This window comes from Cupriavidus sp. HE11 (assembly GCF_056097175.1).
Genome location: NZ_CP184465.1, coordinates 2,269,828 through 2,285,502, shown reverse-complemented (window position 1 = coordinate 2,285,502; position 15,675 = coordinate 2,269,828). Strand labels below are relative to the sequence as shown.

The window sequence follows — 15,675 nt, the reverse complement described above, 5'->3', positions numbered from 1 at the left end:
CACGCGGGAACTGCAGCGCCCCATCGTTGCCTGAACCTCTTGCGCCCGCGCCACGCGGCGTGCACGCTCGCGCCTGTGAGCCACAAGAACAAAGGGAACAAGACATGGCAACTTCCAACAAATTGCCGGCCTGGACCATCTGGTCCCCGCTGGCCGCCTGGGCCGCCTTCGGCCTGGGCCTTGCAATGACGGGTCAGGCCTGGCTGATCGCACTGATGTCGGTCGCCCTGGCCGGCGCGGTGTTTTCCGCCGTCCACCATGCCGAGGTCGTGGCGCACAAGGTCGGCGAACCGTTCGGCACGCTGGTGCTGGCGATTGCGGTGACGGTGATCGAAGTGGCGCTGATCGTATCGGTCATGCTGTCGTCCGGACCCGAGAAAGCCGGCCTGGCGCGCGACACGGTGTTCGCGGCGGTCATGATCATCTGTAACGGCATTGTCGGCATCTGCCTGTTCGTGGGCGCGCTGCACCACCGCGAGCAGGCGTTCCAGGCGCCCGGTGCCAATGCCGCCATGGCCATCCTGGTCACCCTGCTGGGGCTCACGATGGTGCTGCCGAACTTCACCAGCACCACGCCGGGCCCGGTCCTGTCATCGTCCCAGCTGGCGTTTTCGGGCGTGATGTCGCTGCTGCTCTACGGCTGCTTCGTGTTCGTGCAGACCGTGCGGCATCGCGACTACTTTCTGGTGGATGGCAGCAACGACGAGAACGTGCATGCGCCGCCGCCGCCCACCCGCGTGGCCGTGACCAGCAGCGTGCTGCTGGTCGTCTGCCTGGTGGCCGTAGTGGCGCTGGCGAAGCTGCTGTCGCCATCGGTGGAGAAGGCCGTTGCGGACGCCGGATTGCCGGCAGCGGTGGTCGGGGTGGTAATCGCGGCACTGGTGCTGCTGCCCGAAGGGCTTGCCGCCCTGCGCGCCGCGCGCTCGGACCGCATCCAGACCAGCCTGAACCTGGCGCTGGGCTCGGCGCTGGCCAGTATCGGCCTGACCATTCCGACAGTCGCCATCGTCTTCATCACGATCGGGCAGCCGCTGGAACTGGGGCTCAGCGCCAAGGAAATGGTGCTGCTGTTCCTGACGATGATCGTGGCGTCGCTGACGCTCGGCATGGGCCGCACGACCATCCTCCAGGGCGTGGTCCACATGGTGATCTTCGCGGCGTACCTGTTCCTGACGATCGTGCCGTAGGCATCGGCCGGCATCACCCGCTCCGGAATCGCGGAGCGGGTGCCAGCGGGCCGCTTGTGAGGTGCGGCGGGTTGCGGCGGTTGCCGCGGCTGCAGCCGTTACGCTTGGCCGATAAAGCCGATCACCGCGTTGCCGAACGCCTCCGGCAGTTCCCAGTTGGACAGATGTGCGGCCGGCAGCGCGACGTACCGCGCGCCTGCAATGGCTTGCGCCACCTCGCGGCCCTGAACCGCCGTCGTCGCCAGATCCTGTTCCCCGGCAATCACCAGCACGGGCGCGTCGATCCCGGCCAGCAGGCCCCGCAGGTCGGCATCGCGCACCGCCGCGCAATTGGCGGTGTAGCCGGCAGCGCTGGCGGTCTCCAGCATGCGCCGCACCGGCGTCATCTCGTCGCGGCGCGTCAGCAGGTAATGGTCGGTGAACCAGCGCGACAGCACGCCGTCGACGATGGCGGCCATGCCATCGCGGTGTACGGTGGCGATGCGCGTGTTCCAGACCGATTCCGGCCCGATCAGCGCCGCCGTGTTGGCCAGCACAAAGCGCCCGAAGCGGGCCGCATGGTGGCGCGCCAGGTACATCCCGGTCATCCCGCCCATCGACAACCCGCAGAAGTGCGCGCGTTCGATGCCGGCATGATCCAGGATGGCGATCACGTCGCCGGCCAGGTCAGCCATTCCGAACGCAGCGGACGGCAGCGCCGAACGGCCGTGGCCACGCGTGTCATAGCGCAGCACGCGGTAGTGCTGCGTCAGGGCCGCCATCTGCGGGTCCCACATTTCCAAAGTGGTTCCAAGCGAGTTCGACAGCACCAGTACGGGCTTGTCCGCACCGCCCTCGATGACGTAGTGCAACTGGCGGGTTGGCTCCGTCGCCGCCGTCCGCTCAGTCGGCATGGATGCCCCGCTCGCGGATCAGCGCGCCCCACTTGACCGTTTCCTTGGCAAGGTGGTCCTTCAACTGCGCCGGGGTGCTGCCGATCGGCTCGGCGCCGATGCCCGCCAGGCGCTGCTGCACGGCCGGCTTCTTCAGCGATTCGAGCATGGCCTTGTTCAGCGTATCGATGACGGCCTGCGGCGTCTTTGCCGGCACGAACGCGGCAAACCACGGCGACAGCTCGTAGCCCGGCACGCCCGCTTCAGCCACGGTCGGCACATTGGGCAGCGCCGACGACCGCTTGCTGGTGGTCACCGCAATCGCCGTCAGCTTGCCGCTGTCGATATGGGGCTTGGCCGAAGTGATGCTGTCGAACATGTAGTCCACCTGTCCGCCCAGCAAGTCGGTCATGGCCGGGCCCGATCCCTTGTACGGGATATGCAGCAGATCCACGTGCGCCATCGACGTGAACAGCTCGCCGGCCAGGTGGATCGACGTGCCGTTGCCGGCCGATGCATAGGTGTACTTGCCGGGCTTGGCCTTGGCGCTGGCGATGACTTCGGCCACCGTCTTCTGCGGATTCTTCGCCTTGTTGGTGACCAGCACGTTGGGTACCACGGCCAGCAGCGACACCGGCGCGAAATCCTTGATCGGGTCGTAGCTGAGCTTGCCGTACAGGGCCGGGTTCACGGCCATGCCATTGGCGACGATGATGATCGTGTAGCCGTCGGCCGGCGAGCGCGCCACCATCTCGGCACCGATATTGCCGCCCGCGCCGGGGCGGTTCTCGACCACGATGGCCTGGCCCAGCGACTTCGACATGTCTTCGCCCAGCGTGCGCGCGATGTTGTCCATCGCACCGCCCGCGGGGAACGGCACCACCCAGCGGATCGGATGGTCGGGATAGGCGGCGTGCGCCGGCGCGGCTGCGGCAAACAGCAGCGATGCGGAAATGGCGAGTGCGGCCGGCATGCGGGCCGACCCTTGCAGCAAGGACTTCATTTGTCTCCGTTCCTTCTTTTCTGGTTGCCGATCAGCGGATCGACGACGGGTGCTTTGCCAGCGGCGTGACGTGGATCTTCATGTACGGGAACAGCGGCAGGCCGGCCAGCAGCGTGTGCAGTTCGTCGTTCGACTCCACATCGAACACGCTGTAGTTGGCGTACTCGCCCACCACGCGGTACAGCGCCTGCCACTTGCCCTGGCGCTGCAGGTCCTGCGAATAGGCCTTTTCGCGGGCCTTGATCTCGTCGGCCGTAGCGGCCGGCAGGTCGTGCGGGATCTGCACGTCCATCCTGACGAGGAACAACATGGGTGTGTCTCCGGGTTGTATTGGATGCGATGCCGGGCGGCAATATCGGCTCAGACGGCCTTGCGGCGATAGTGGCGCAGCTTGTCTTCGTCAATCGCCAGGCCCAGCCCCGGACCCTGCGGCAGATGCAGCGCAAAGTCCTTGAACACCGGGCGGTCCACCACGATGTCGTCCTTCACCAGCAGCGGGCCGAACAGTTCGGTGCCCCACGCCAGCTGCGGCAGCGTGCAGAAGCCATGTGCTGCGGCGATGGTGCCCACGGCGCCTTCGAGCATGGTGCCGCCGTAGAGCGCAATGCCGGCCGCGTCGCCCACGGCTGCCGTGCGCAGCATGCCGAAGATACCGCCCGACTTGGCGATCTTGAGCGCGAACACGTCGGCCGCGCCCAGGCGGGCCAGTTCCATCGCATCTTCGGGCCCGGTCACGGCCTCGTCGGCCATGATCGGCACCACGAAGCGCGCCGCCAGCCGCGCCAACGCCGCGCGATGCTCGCGCGGGGTGGGCTGCTCGATCAGGTCGATGCCGGCCGCTTCAAGCATGGCGATGCCGGTGGCGGCTTCGGCTTCGTTCCAGGCCTGGTTGACGTCCACGGTCACGCGGGCACGATCGCCCAGCGCGCGCTTGATGGCCGATACGTGCGCCACGTCGTCGCGCACGCTGCGGCGGCCGATCTTGAGCTTGAACGTGTTGTGGCGGCGCTCTTCCAGGAAGCGCTCGGCTTCCTCGATGTCGCGACCCGTGTCGCCGCTGGCAAGCGTCCAGAGCACCGGCAGGGTGTCGCGCACGGCGCCGCCCAGCAGCGTGACCAGCGGCACGCCCAGGCGCTTGCCCTGCGCGTCGAGCAGTGCCGATTCCAGTGCCGACTTGGCAAACCGGTTGCCGCGCGCCACCTTGTTCAGGCGCGCCATGGCGCCGTGTACGTTGGTGGCGTCCTGCCCGGCCAGCGCGGGCGCGAGGTAGGTGTCGATGGTCAGCTTGATGCCCTCGGGGCTCTCGTCGCCATAAGACAGGCCGCCGATGGTGGTGGCCTCGCCAATGCCCTCCACGCCGTCGCTGCAGCGCAGGCGCACGATCACCAGCGTTTGCTGCTGCATCGTCGCCATCGCCAGCTGATGAGCCCGGATGGTCGGCAGGTCGACCAGGATGGCCTCGATCGAAGAAATTGTCGCAGTCATACCTTTTCCATACAAAAACACGCGTTGAACCGAGTATGGACCTTGACTTGACTGACGTCCAAGACCGAAGATGTCTCGATTCATACCTGCTGGGTATGCATCGACATGCCATATTCCCGCCATGGAACTCCGCCACCTCCGCTATTTCCAGACTGTCGCCCAGGAACTGAATGTGACGCGTGCGGCAGAAAAGCTGCATATGGCCCAGCCGCCGCTGTCGCGTCAGATCCGTCAGTTCGAGGAAGAAGTGGGCGTGGCGCTGTTCGACCGTGTCGGCCGGGGGTTGAAGCTGACCGAGGCCGGCCGCTTCCTGCTGGAGCAATCGCTGCAGCTTACGCAGCGGCTGGAAGAAACGCTGGAAGGCACGCGCCGCATTGGCCGCAACGAAAAACGCTGGTTCGGCATCGGCTTCGTGCCTTCGGTGCTTTATGGGGTGCTGCCGGAACTGATCCGCGAATTGCGCGGCGACGACAGCGGGGTGGAAGTCGGCCTGACGGAGATGATCACGGTCCAGCAGCTCGAAGCGCTCAAGTCAGGCCGCATCGACCTGGCATTCGGCCGGCTCACGTTCAATGACGCGGCCATCGTCCAGCAGGTGGTGATGGCCGAGACACTGGTCGCGGCCATGCCTGTCACCGCCCCGCCCCCGGCCAGGCCGTTCGACGCAGGCGATCTGGCCCGCCAGCCGCTGATCCTCTACCCCGCCCGGCCGCGTCCGAGTTATGCCGACCACGTCCTGTCACTGTTCCGCGCACAGGGCCTGCAGCCGCGCGTGGTACAGGAAGCCAATGAACTGCAGACGGCGCTGGGCCTGGTGGCGGCGGGCCTGGGCATCACGCTGGTGCCATCGTCGGTGCAACGGCTGCATCGCGACGACGTACGCTACGTGCCCATCGATGCGCCCGGCTTCATGTCGCCCGTGATCATGAGCTACCGTGCCGGCGACACATCGCCGCACCTGGCGCGGGCCATCGCCTGGGTGAAGAGCCAGGCCCGGGCATAGCGACTCCGGGGCCTGTGGCAAAGGCCGACTGAGCCTGTGACACCCCGGCCGAGGTCCACGCGCTCCTTAGGCCGACACCATCTTCGACCGGGCTGCCACCTTGCGGGCTTCCTTGCGGCGGCCATACCAGCCGCCCACCACCAGCAGCACGGCCACGGCGATGATGTCGCCCGTCAGGGCCACGGGCCGCGTCGGGCGGCCGCCCGCAAAGCCATAGGTCAGACCTTCGATGCCCACCGACACCACGGCGCCCAGCACAAAGCAGAACAGGCTGTGGCGGCCGATCTGCACCACCGGGCCCATGAAGCGGGCCAACCGCTCGACCCATCCGGCGCGCACGGCCAGGTACACCAGCCATGCCAGCCCCAGGAAGCTGACCACGCGCAGCGCGGCCAGGCTTTGCTTGGGCAGCGGGAAGGCCATCGCCGGAATCCATGCCGGCAGCCAGGCTTCATACAGGTGCGGACGCATCCACAGGTAGGCGGCGGCCATGCACACCAGCGCCACCACCACGGCCCCGCCCGTAAAGGCACGGCGCACGATGGTCTGCTGCGGCAGCACGAAATCGGGTCGCAGCCGTGCCAGCAAACCCATGGCGAACATCAGCTGCCAGGCGAACGGATTGAAGCTCCAGCCACGCGGCTCGCTGCTGGGCAGCAGCGGCAGCAGCGCGGGCGACATGATCCAGAGCGCCACGCTGCCGCAGATAAAGGCCAGCGGCTGTGCGCGGGCCCAGCGGATTGCCAGCGGGGCCAGGCCGATGAACACGGCGTACATCGGCAAAACATCGGAAACGAACGGCTGGCGCGCCAGCGCTAACACCTGCAGCAGCGTTGCCACCGGCTGCGCCATGAAATCGAGGGCCTCGGTGGCGCGTACCGCCGGTGCAGGAATCTTGCACATCGCCAGCAGGAAGCCGAACAGCAGCATCAGCACGCCGGTCAGCACGAACGCCTTGTAGATCTCCCAGCTGCGTCGGCGCAGACGCTTGCGCGCCGCGCTGGCACCGTCGCGCGCTTCCATCGCCAGATAGGCCGCGCCGGCCGAGCAGCCGGCCAGGAAGACGAACACCTCGGCGGCGTCGAACAGCTGGAAATTTCGGATCGTGTAGTCGGCCAACACACTGCCGTTGACATGATCGACCACGATGAAGAGCAGCGCGATGCCGCGAATGAGGTCGATCTCGGTGCGCCGCTGATTGTTGTTCACTGCGTTCACAGGCGTACATCCCAAGGCTTGCCTGCGGCTCGGGGGCGCCACGCGGCAATCACGGGGCGCATCTTACCGTGATCTCAGGGTTTACTCTGTGTGGCAGTGTTTCAGCAGGTTACGTGATGTCACCGCGCGCCATTCAAGTGGCGTATGCGGCGTGCAGGCGGGCCAGCGTGCGGCGCCCGGCATCCACGACGGCCGCGTCATGCGTGGTCTGCGCGCGCACGATCATGCCCTCGATGCACACGATCGCCTCTTGCGCCACCTCGTCCGGATTCGACAGGGCCAGTTCACGGGCCATTGCCCCCACAAAGGCCTCCAGCGACGCCTTGTGCGACACCGCCTGCTCCAGCAAACGGGGATCGTCTCCAGCGCCGCCACCGGACTCGGCCACCATGTTGATGAACGAGCAGCCGCGGTAGTCATCGGTGCCAAACCACTCGCCCAGCGTATCGGCCACAACGTCCAGGTTCGGGCGCGCCGCCAGGCGGCGTCGCACACCCGTTTCAAACCAGTTCATCCAGAAATCGTGGCGCCGCTGCAAATATTCGAAGATCAGATCGTTCTTCGATGAAAAGTGCCGATACAGCGACATCTTCGCCACCCCCGACTCGGCGATGATCCTGTCGATGCCGGTGGCGCGATAACCGTCGCGATAGAACAGGCGTGCGGCGGTGTCGAGGATGCGGTCGCGGGCGGAGGGGGTGGCCATGGCGGGGATGTGAGAACTTCGGCGAGAAACAGCCGCATTATAGTAGACAGATCTGTCTCCGGACCCATCAAGGCTCACCGGATTCAGCGTCCCCCATGCTGATCCGGCATCCGTGGCGTAAAGCAACGCTGCTGGATATCGCCCCGCCGCGCTACCAGCATGGTGGCCTCCGGGATTTCCTCCCAGACGCCCTGCACGTCGATCAGCGGTTCGGACAACACCAGGAACGCGTCGTCGCCCGCGGCAATGATGCGCGGGTCGTCGGGATAGAGCGCCCGTAACTGGCGAAACGACGTGCTGTGGAATAGCGAGCGCGAATCGCGTTCACTCGAATAGCGCGCCGCCACGATCTGCTGCCCGTCGGTCACACAGACGGTCATGTTGATCGGGTGCTCGATATCGTGGCGATGCCCGACCGACTCGATCAGCCCGACCATCTGTTCCAGCGCCCCTTGCGGATCGCGCTCCAGCCCGAATGTCAGCGCCAGGAAGAACATCACCTCGGAATCGGTCGAGCCCTCGATCCACCGGAACAGATGCGGCGCCACGGACATCATCAGGTCGCGCCGCACCAGCGGATAGTCGCGGATCAGCCCGTTATGGGCAAACAGCCAACGCCCGAACCGGAACGGATGGCAATTGGTTTCCTGGGTCGGCGTGCCCGTGGCGGCGCGGATATGCGCCACGAAGAGCGGCGCCCGCACCGCCCGCGCCGCCTCGCGCAGGTTGGTATCGCTCCAGGCCGGATGCAGGCACCGATAGCGGAACGGCAGTTCGGAATGCCGCCCGTACCAGCCGACGCCAAAGCCGTCGCCATTGGTCGTGGTATGCCCCAGGCGCGCGTTCAGACTCTGGTCGATCAGCGAATGCTCGGGCTGAAACAGCACAGCCTCCATCGGAACGGAACGGCCCGAATAGGCCAGCCAGCGGCACATGATGCCTCCTCCAGTCTGTGGGTGCGGGATCTTCACTTCAGCATAGCAAGTGGCCCGGCAGGATGCTGCCGCAGCGCAATCCGGGCCGGAATCCTGTGGCAATTCCTACATCGACTGCCCGGGATCGGGCTTCGATTCCATCATGGATTGCGCCCGATAGATCACCACAACGGCCGCTGGCGCGCCGTCCAGGCCTGCGCTTTGGACAGAGCTGCGCGGCGTGCGGAGCCCGCGCGTCCAGCGGCAATGAACAATGAAAAAAGGCAGGCAGCGCGCCCGCGCCACCTGCCTTCTCATCATCAATCGGCCATTCCTGATCGTCAGGCCGCCACCTTCAGCTGCGTCAGCTTGGCTTGCGCATCGCGCAGGGCCGTACGCAAGCCCTCTTCCACCACCGGATGGTAGAACGGCATCGCCAGCATCTGCGAGATCGTCAGGTTCTGCTGGTACGCCCACGCCAGCAGGTGTGCGATATTCTCGGCCCGCGGCCCGATCCATTCGGCGCCCAGGAAGCGGCCCGTGGCCCGGTCGGCGTAGACGTGCATCAGCCCCCGGTTCTTGCGCATCACGCGGCTGCGGCCCTGGTCCTCGAAACTGACCTCGCCGGTCACGAAGCGGCCCTGGACCAGGTCGGCATGGCGCTTGCCCACCATGGCGATCTGCGGATCGGAGAACACGACGGCAATCGGCGCGCGGCGCGTCAGCGGACGCAGGTTGGGCCAGTGCGCGGCATTCTCGCCGGCAATCCGGCCTTCGTCGGCCGCCTCGTGCAGCAGCGGCAGCACGTTGTTGGCGTCACCGGCGATAAACACCGCCGCATCGCCGCACTGCAGCGTGACCGGATCGAACACCGGCACGCCGCGGGCATCGAGTTCCAGCGCCGTGTTGTCCAGCGCCAGGTTGTCGACGTTCGGGCGGCGCCCCGTGGCGGCCAGCACATAGGCAAAGCGCTCGGTCACCGGCTTGCCGGCTTCGTCCTTGAACGTGATCACCGCTTCGTCGCCCTCGCGGCGCATATCGGTCACGCTGGCATCGGGCAGGAGCGAAAACTCGGCATTGAACGCTTGGGCCGCGTAGGCGCGGATTTCCGGATCGGACAGCGGGCCGACGCCACCCCCGACGCCAAACACGCGCACACGCACGCCCAGCCGGGACAGCGCCTGGCCCAGTTCCAGCCCGATCACGCCAGGGCCGAACACGGCCACGCTGGCCGGCAGGTCCTGCCACGAGAACACGTCGTCGTTGACGATCAGGCGGTCGCCGAACACCGCGAACGATGGCGGCACGGCCGGGCGCGAGCCGGTGGCAATCACCACGCGGCTGGCCCGCACCACGGTATTGGCGCCCACCTGCAGCACCGTGTTGTCGATGAACTGTGCATGGCCGCGCAAGCGGTCTTCCTCGGGAATGTTGTCGACGCCGCTCACCACAAAGCCCACGAAGCGGTCGCGCTCGCTGCGCACGCGGTCCATGACCTGACGGCCGTCGATGCGAACCGGCCCGTCCACGTGTACGCCGAATGCGGCGGTGTGGCGCGCCTCGTGGGCGGCCTCGGCTGCCGCGATCAGCAGCTTCGACGGCATGCAGCCCACACGGGCGCAGGTGGTGCCGTAGGCGCCGCCTTCGATGACCACGGCGCGCTTGCCGGCGGCAATGGCTGCGCGATACGCTGCCAGCCCGGCGGTTCCTGCGCCAATCACTGCCACGTCGGTCTGAATCGTTTTCATGTGCGTTTCCTGTTCGTCAGTCTGCGTTGCCATCAATCGGCGGATGGGATGGCACCGTCCTGCCATGGCGCGGCCAGGGCGATGCCATCGGGTCCGGCGACTGCCGGCCCGCACCGCCGGTGGCCGGCGGCGTGTTGCGGGGGAGTGCGGGGGAAGAAAAGGTGCCCAGGACACCGGCCGGGGGAGCCGGGCCCGGGCGGGAGGATCAGGCAGCAGCCAGGTACTGTTCCAGCGCGGCAGCACCGCCCACCAGCTTGCCGTTGATGAACACCTGCGGCGCGGTCATTTCACCGGACATGGCGCCCAGCACCTTGCCGCGGATCTTGTTGTCCAGCGGCACGTCGATGTACTCGTAGCCCTTGTCCTGCAGCAGTTGCTTGGCCTTCGCGCAGTGCGAACAGCCCACCTTCGAGAACACCACCACCTGGTCCGGACGCCTGGCGTTGGGGGCGATGTAGTTCAGCATCGTGTCGGCGTCCGACACCTTGAACGGGTCGCCCGGCTCTTCCGGCTCGATGAACATCTTGTCCACCACGCCGTTCTTCACGACCATCGAATAGCGCCAGCTGCGCTTGCCGAAGCCCAGGTCGGCCTTGTCCACCAGCATGCCCATGCCGTCGGTGAACTCGCCGTTGCCGTCCGGAATCATCACGATGTTCTCGGACTCCTGGTCCTTGGCCCACTCGTTCATCACGAAGGTGTCGTTGACCGACACGCACAGGATCGCGTCCACGCCAGCCGCCCGGAATGCCGGTGCCAGTTCGTTGTAGCGCGGCAGGTGGGTCGACGAACACGTCGGGGTGAAGGCGCCCGGCAGCGAGAACACGGCCACGGTCTTGCCATTGAACAGTTCGGCCGTGGTGACGTCCTTCCATTCATTGTTTTCACGTACGCGGAACGTCACATTGGGAACGCGTTGGCCTTCACGGGATTGCAGCATCGGAATCACTCCTTGGGTTGGTTTGGCGCCACGTGTTGTGGCGATGGAGTGGATTCTCCCGGACTGAATGTGATCCGTAAAATTCATTATCTCAACCGAATCGATTGAAATTTTCTATTATCAATAGGAGAAATCCGATTGATTTTGGCTATCCGGCAGGGTTTTGAATGCTTCCGCTTGCACATCGGCATCGCTATCATGCGGGCACACAAAAAACATGAAGGGACTCCCGCTCCATGACTCGCCTGCCCATCCGGCTACCCGCCGCGACCCTGCTGGCCGCCACCCTGTTCGCCCTCGGCGCCACCAGCGCCACGGCAGCCCCGCTGGCAAAGCCCGAACTCGACCAACTGGTGGCCAGCGCAACAGCCACTCCGCCCGCCAGCTTCAGCGCGTTCCTGGACGCCGCCGTCAAGGCTGATCCAAAGCTCGCCGGTTCGGTGCGTGCCTATCGCGCCAAGCGGCCGCTCAAGGGCGACGACCTGGTCAATATCGGGCGCCTGCTGGGCGTCTACAACCGCGTGCATAACCAGCAGGCGGTGCTGGACAGCATCACCGAGATGGTGGCGCTGCGCACCGTGCGCGATGACAAGGTGCCGCAGCACGAGAACCCGGCCATCGTCGAGTTCGGCAAGCTCGTGGAGCGCATGGCAAAGGACTTCGGGCTGCAGTTCCGCAACGTCGACAACCGCGTGTTCGAAGTGACGCTGCCGGGCCAGGGCAAGGAGACGTTCGGCATCCTCACGCACGCCGACGTGGTGCCCGTGGTGGCCGACGAATGGGTGCTCGACGACGGCACGAAACTCGACCCGTTCAAGGTCACGCGCGTGGGCGATTACCTCTACGGCCGGGGCACCATCGACGACAAGGGATCGATTGCGGCGGCGCTCTTCGCCATGAAGACCGTGCGCGAGAGTGGCGTGCCGCTGGCGCGCACGATTCGCCTGATGATCGAGACCACCGAGGAAACCGGCGGCGACGGCATGAAGTACTACCGCGACAAGACCGCCCTGCCCGAGTACAACATCGTGCTCGACAGCAAGTACCCGGCCGTGGTGGCGGAAAAGGGCTCCGGCGCGCTGACCGTGCGCTTTCCGGACCAGCCCGCCGATGGCAGGCAGGCCGCCATCGTGTCCATGGCAGGCGCGGCGTCGGCGAACGCCATTCCGCAGACCGCCACCGCGCGCATTGCCGGCGGCGACCTCAACGCCGTGGCCACGGCGCTGGACCAGGCGCGCGCGGCCTTCATCGCCCAGCACGCCGCGCAGGGCAAGTTCGCCATCGATATCGCGCGCAACGGCGACGCCATCGACGTAAAGGTCACGGGTTCGTCGGCCCATGGCTCGCGCCCCGAGGAAGGTGTGAACCCCGTACCGCGCCTGGCGATGTTCCTACAGGCATCGGGCGTTCCGTTCGCCGACAACCAGTACGCACGGGCCTCGCGCTACCTGACCGGGCTGTACGGCACGGGCTACCTGGGCGAGAAGATGGACGTGGGTTATCGCGACGACTTCATGGGCCCCCTGACGATCTCGCCGACGTTGATCCGCGAGCGCAATGGCAAGCTTGAAGTGACTGCCAACGTGCGCATGCCGCGCGGGTCCACGCCCGACACACTGCGCGCGAAGATTGCCGAGCGCATCCAGGCCTGGGCCGCGCAGACCCATACCACGCTGGAGATCCAGCACGACCAGGGCGACTGGATGGCCCGCGACCCCAAGGGCGCGTGGCTGTCCACGCTGCTGAACATCTACGGCGACACCACCGGGCTCGAAGCCAAGCCCGTGCCAACGGCCGGCAGCACCACGGCCAAGCTGATGCCAAACGCCATCAACTTCGGCCCGGCCATGCCCGGCAAGAAGTACACCGCGCACAACGCCAAGGAGTACAAGGAAGTCTCCGACCTGAACCTGGACATGCAGATGTTCACGGAGATGCTGGTGCGCGTGGGCAACCTGCAGAAAATGCAGTGATGGACCGGTGATGCAGCGCCCCGCTCCCGCCGCGCGGGAGTGGGGCGATAGCCGGCAGCAATACCTCAGAACCCCAGATCGCTCAGGCCCGGATGGTCATCGGGCCGGCGACCCAGCGGCCAGTGGTACTTGCGATCCGCCTCGCGGATTGGCGCGTCGTTGATGCATGCGAAACGGCGTTGCATCAGGCCGTTCTCGTCAAATTCCCAGTTCTCGTTACCGTACGACCGGAACCAGTTGCCCGAGTCGTCGTGCCATTCGTACGCAAAGCGCACCGCGATGCGGTTGCCATCGTGCGCCCACAGTTCCTTGATCAGCCGATAGTCGAGTTCCTTCTGCCATTTGCGGCTCAGGAAGGCCACGATCTCGTCGCGTCCGTTCACAAATTCGGCGCGGTTGCGCCAGGCGCTGTCGACCGTATAGGCCAGCGCCACGCGGTGCGGATCGCGCGTGTTCCAGCCGTCCTCGGCCGCGCGCACCTTGGCGGCGGCGGTCTCGGCGGTGAATGGGGGCAGCGGCGGGCGAACTTCGGGTTGGCTCGACATGGGCAGGCTCCTTGAAAATCGGAAAAAGCTGAAAATCGAATGGGAATTCGGTGGCAAATCGCGCAGATCCATATGTAGACAGACCCGTCTCATAGTGTTGGGTAGACAGATCTGTATGTCAAGCGGAAATTCGCGGAAATACGAGGATTGCTCCCGCTTCCCAGGCGCTAGACGCGCTGCCGGTCAAACCCCGATTCGCGCGCCAGCACGATAGCCTGCGAGCGATTCTCGACCTCGAGTTTCGAGAAAATGCTGGTGATGTGGTTTCGCACGGTCTTCTCGCACAGCCCCAGATGGGCGGCGATCTGCGCGTTGTCGCGACCCTGCGCAATCAGCACCACGATGTCGCGTTCGCGCCGCGTCAGTGCGCCAAAGGCCGGATCGGCGGACGGCGCCGGGGCAGGCAGGAAGGCGCGCACCTCTTCGATCCAGCGTTCCCACGCCGGCTCGGTTTCCAGCAGCAGGTGGTTGCCGCTGTCCAGCGGCACGAAGCGGGCATTGGGAATCATGCTGGCGAGCAGCCGCCCTTCGTCGAATGGCACGCGCGCGTCGCGCTCCGCATGCAGCACCAGGGTCGGGCAGGTGACCAGCGGCAGCAGGTCCACCACGTCGATCTCGTTGAAGATGCGCATGAAGCGCGCCGCATTGACCGGCGACGTGGATACCCGCTCAAGCTCGTTGAACCAGCGGTGCTGCTCGGCGGTGCCGCCCGGGATGAACTGCGTGGTGAAGAACTGGCGAAATGCCGGATTCTCCTGACCCCACCCGATCTCGGCCAGCCGGATCATCAGTTCGGCCTCTTCGCGCATGGCGTCGCCCTGGTTGCGTTTGAGCCGCCCCCGCGCGTAACCGCCATGCAGCACCAGATGGCTGACGCGCCCGGGGTGCGCCACGGCATAGGCCACTGCAATCGATGCCCCCTGCGAGATGCCCAGCAGTGCGAAGGGCTCCACGGCCATCGCGTCGACGATGGTTTCCAGGTCGCGCAGCCACGCATCGAACGACAGGTCTTCGACATGACGGTCGGACAGGCCGCAACCGCGTTCGTCGTAGCGGATTAGCGTGTGCTGTTCGGACAGCGCGAACAGCATGTGGCTCCAGACCGGACTGCCGACATCGAACTCGAGGTGGCTCATCCAGTTGGCGGCCTTCACCAGCGGCGGCCCGCTGCCCGTGACCGCATACGCCAGGCGTACACGGTCAGGGCTGGTGCATAGGCGTATCTGCTGCTTGAGCATCGGCATGGGCGGGTCGCGCACGGGGCAGGATATGGGCGACGCGGTGCGCCGCCTCGCAATGGCCGGCGATGGTTCACCGCGTCCGGTCGTGCCGGGCGACTCACCTATCTTAGACAACGATCCCCAGCGCGCCGACATCAACACCGACTGCCGGCCCCGCAAAGTGCGGAAGGCCAGACGCGGTGCGTAGGTAGTGCGCCGGATGACGTACACCAAGGGCGGTGTCTCGCGACGGAAGCTGGAGGGTCCGGCTTGCGGCAGGTGGTCTGCCGCAAGCCGGGACCGGGTGCGCTACATCACGTCAGGCCGCGCGCATCGCGCAGTCCCCCTGGGCGCCGACGCTGCGCGCGCCGTCCGTGTACGCGTCACGCGGCCCGATGCGGTTGCCGCCATCGCTGGATGCATCGCGCGGGCCCATGCGGGCGCCGTCCGCAAAAGGATCGAAGGTGCCACGCAGGCACACTGACTTGCTTGCGTGCAGCGTCGCTCCGTTCGACGGAACGAATACCTCGCTCCACGCGGCGTGGGCGGTCTGGGCGATGCCAATGGTCATTGCGGAAACGGCTGAAACGGCAAGCAGGGTCTTTGCAACTTTGGTACACATTTCGACGACTCCAACTCTTGAACTCCAATCAGAAGACAAGCACGGATGACCATTGGCCGGGATGCCGTTGGCCGATCCGTGGAGTGATTGTCGGAAATCGCCGGCGACCGTGTATGTGACAGGTGTCCCGGTTTTTGCGGGGATCGCGGGGAAACCCGGTGCCAATGCGTGGGACTTCGGTCCCGTGCAGGCAAACGGACCGGGCCAGTGGCACGACGTGGATGCCCGCAAGCCACGTC

The 15,675-nt window shown here is 66.1% G+C and carries 15 protein-coding genes; 3 read left to right on the top strand and 12 right to left on the bottom strand.

Translation table 11 applies throughout. The annotated features are described in order from the left end of the window. Window positions 1-104 precede the first annotated feature (104 nt). Window positions 105-1,187: a calcium:cation antiporter gene (locus ACOABP_RS27605; protein ID WP_474228954.1), complete on the top strand. Its 1,083-nt coding sequence runs from the start codon at window positions 105-107 to the stop codon at window positions 1,185-1,187. Between the two features lie 98 nt (window positions 1,188-1,285). Here the strand turns inward: ACOABP_RS27605 and pcaD are convergent, their stop codons facing one another. The 4 genes from pcaD to ACOABP_RS27585 are packed head-to-tail and all read right to left on the bottom strand — an operon-like array spanning window position 1,286 to window position 4,547. Continuing rightward, window positions 1,286-2,080, bottom strand: coding sequence for a 3-oxoadipate enol-lactonase (gene pcaD / locus ACOABP_RS27600; protein ID WP_474228952.1), 795 nt, complete (start codon window positions 2,078-2,080; stop codon window positions 1,286-1,288). Further along, window positions 2,070-3,062 (bottom strand): tripartite tricarboxylate transporter substrate binding protein, encoded by a 993-nt coding sequence (locus ACOABP_RS27595; RefSeq protein ID WP_474228951.1) that lies wholly within the window; start codon window positions 3,060-3,062, stop codon window positions 2,070-2,072. Before ACOABP_RS27595 ends, pcaD begins: the two co-directional genes overlap by 11 nt. A gap of 31 nt (window positions 3,063-3,093) precedes the next feature. Further along, window positions 3,094-3,372, bottom strand: a complete 279-nt coding sequence (catC, locus tag ACOABP_RS27590) for a muconolactone Delta-isomerase (RefSeq protein WP_474228949.1) — start codon at window positions 3,370-3,372, stop codon at window positions 3,094-3,096. Window positions 3,373-3,422: 50 nt separating this feature from the next. After that, window positions 3,423-4,547, bottom strand: a complete 1,125-nt coding sequence (locus ACOABP_RS27585; protein ID WP_066732675.1) for a muconate/chloromuconate family cycloisomerase — start codon at window positions 4,545-4,547, stop codon at window positions 3,423-3,425. 121 nt (window positions 4,548-4,668) lie between these two features. Here ACOABP_RS27585 and ACOABP_RS27580 point away from each other — a divergent pair, with 121 nt between their 5' ends. After that, window positions 4,669-5,550, top strand: coding sequence for a LysR family transcriptional regulator (locus ACOABP_RS27580; RefSeq protein ID WP_474228948.1), 882 nt, complete (start codon window positions 4,669-4,671; stop codon window positions 5,548-5,550). A 66-nt stretch (window positions 5,551-5,616) separates the two neighbouring features. Here the strand turns inward: ACOABP_RS27580 and ACOABP_RS27575 are convergent, their stop codons facing one another. The 5 genes from ACOABP_RS27575 to ACOABP_RS27555 all read right to left on the bottom strand — a co-directional run bounded on the left by ACOABP_RS27575 (window position 5,617) and on the right by ACOABP_RS27555 (window position 11,076). Then, window positions 5,617-6,759: an OpgC domain-containing protein gene (locus ACOABP_RS27575; protein WP_474228946.1), complete on the bottom strand. Its 1,143-nt coding sequence runs from the start codon at window positions 6,757-6,759 to the stop codon at window positions 5,617-5,619. A gap of 142 nt (window positions 6,760-6,901) precedes the next feature. Beyond that, window positions 6,902-7,474 (bottom strand): TetR/AcrR family transcriptional regulator, encoded by a 573-nt coding sequence (locus ACOABP_RS27570; protein WP_474228945.1) that lies wholly within the window; start codon window positions 7,472-7,474, stop codon window positions 6,902-6,904. A gap of 83 nt (window positions 7,475-7,557) precedes the next feature. After that, window positions 7,558-8,409, bottom strand: a complete 852-nt coding sequence (locus tag ACOABP_RS27565; RefSeq protein WP_474228943.1) for a class II glutamine amidotransferase — start codon at window positions 8,407-8,409, stop codon at window positions 7,558-7,560. A gap of 320 nt (window positions 8,410-8,729) precedes the next feature. Then, window positions 8,730-10,136: a dihydrolipoyl dehydrogenase gene (locus ACOABP_RS27560; RefSeq protein ID WP_474228941.1), complete on the bottom strand. Its 1,407-nt coding sequence runs from the start codon at window positions 10,134-10,136 to the stop codon at window positions 8,730-8,732. Window positions 10,137-10,341: 205 nt separating this feature from the next. Further along, complete coding sequence (locus tag ACOABP_RS27555) at window positions 10,342-11,076, bottom strand: glutathione peroxidase (protein ID WP_474228939.1); 735 nt, start codon at window positions 11,074-11,076, stop codon at window positions 10,342-10,344. Between the two features lie 236 nt (window positions 11,077-11,312). Between ACOABP_RS27555 and ACOABP_RS27550 the strand changes: the two genes are divergently transcribed. Then, window positions 11,313-13,049 carry a dipeptidase gene (locus ACOABP_RS27550; protein ID WP_474228937.1) on the top strand — a complete coding sequence of 579 codons (1,737 nt, stop codon included), beginning with the start codon at window positions 11,313-11,315 and terminating at the stop codon, window positions 13,047-13,049. A 65-nt stretch (window positions 13,050-13,114) separates the two neighbouring features. Here ACOABP_RS27550 and ACOABP_RS27545 read toward each other — a convergent pair whose 3' ends face one another. The 3 genes from ACOABP_RS27545 to ACOABP_RS27535 all read right to left on the bottom strand — a co-directional run bounded on the left by ACOABP_RS27545 (window position 13,115) and on the right by ACOABP_RS27535 (window position 15,436). Beyond that, on the bottom strand, window positions 13,115-13,594 hold the full coding sequence (locus ACOABP_RS27545; protein ID WP_066732690.1) for a nuclear transport factor 2 family protein: 480 nt from the start codon (window positions 13,592-13,594) through the stop codon (window positions 13,115-13,117). A gap of 167 nt (window positions 13,595-13,761) precedes the next feature. Continuing rightward, window positions 13,762-14,838 (bottom strand): alpha/beta fold hydrolase, encoded by a 1,077-nt coding sequence (locus ACOABP_RS27540; protein WP_474228935.1) that lies wholly within the window; start codon window positions 14,836-14,838, stop codon window positions 13,762-13,764. Window positions 14,839-15,133: 295 nt separating this feature from the next. After that, window positions 15,134-15,436, bottom strand: coding sequence for a hypothetical protein (locus ACOABP_RS27535; RefSeq protein ID WP_474228934.1), 303 nt, complete (start codon window positions 15,434-15,436; stop codon window positions 15,134-15,136). Window positions 15,437-15,675 lie beyond the last annotated feature (239 nt).

What these genes read in the sequence shown, in the direction of transcription:
- ACOABP_RS27605 (WP_474228954.1), top strand. Translation starts at nt 105, where the DNA reads ATGGCAACTTCCAACAAATTGCCGGCCTGGACCATCTGGTCCCCGCTG.
- pcaD (WP_474228952.1), bottom strand. Translation starts at nt 2,080, where the DNA reads ATGCCGACTGAGCGGACGGCGGCGACGGAGCCAACCCGCCAGTTGCAC.
- ACOABP_RS27595 (WP_474228951.1), bottom strand. Translation starts at nt 3,062, where the DNA reads ATGAAGTCCTTGCTGCAAGGGTCGGCCCGCATGCCGGCCGCACTCGCC.
- catC (WP_474228949.1), bottom strand. Translation starts at nt 3,372, where the DNA reads ATGTTGTTCCTCGTCAGGATGGACGTGCAGATCCCGCACGACCTGCCG.
- ACOABP_RS27585 (WP_066732675.1), bottom strand. Translation starts at nt 4,547, where the DNA reads ATGACTGCGACAATTTCTTCGATCGAGGCCATCCTGGTCGACCTGCCG.
- ACOABP_RS27580 (WP_474228948.1), top strand. Translation starts at nt 4,669, where the DNA reads ATGGAACTCCGCCACCTCCGCTATTTCCAGACTGTCGCCCAGGAACTG.
- ACOABP_RS27570 (WP_474228945.1), bottom strand. Translation starts at nt 7,474, where the DNA reads ATGGCCACCCCCTCCGCCCGCGACCGCATCCTCGACACCGCCGCACGC.
- ACOABP_RS27565 (WP_474228943.1), bottom strand. Translation starts at nt 8,409, where the DNA reads ATGTGCCGCTGGCTGGCCTATTCGGGCCGTTCCGTTCCGATGGAGGCT.
- ACOABP_RS27560 (WP_474228941.1), bottom strand. Translation starts at nt 10,136, where the DNA reads ATGAAAACGATTCAGACCGACGTGGCAGTGATTGGCGCAGGAACCGCC.
- ACOABP_RS27555 (WP_474228939.1), bottom strand. Translation starts at nt 11,076, where the DNA reads ATGCTGCAATCCCGTGAAGGCCAACGCGTTCCCAATGTGACGTTCCGC.
- ACOABP_RS27550 (WP_474228937.1), top strand. Translation starts at nt 11,313, where the DNA reads ATGACTCGCCTGCCCATCCGGCTACCCGCCGCGACCCTGCTGGCCGCC.
- ACOABP_RS27545 (WP_066732690.1), bottom strand. Translation starts at nt 13,594, where the DNA reads ATGTCGAGCCAACCCGAAGTTCGCCCGCCGCTGCCCCCATTCACCGCC.
- ACOABP_RS27540 (WP_474228935.1), bottom strand. Translation starts at nt 14,838, where the DNA reads ATGCCGATGCTCAAGCAGCAGATACGCCTATGCACCAGCCCTGACCGT.
- ACOABP_RS27535 (WP_474228934.1), bottom strand. Translation starts at nt 15,436, where the DNA reads ATGTGTACCAAAGTTGCAAAGACCCTGCTTGCCGTTTCAGCCGTTTCC.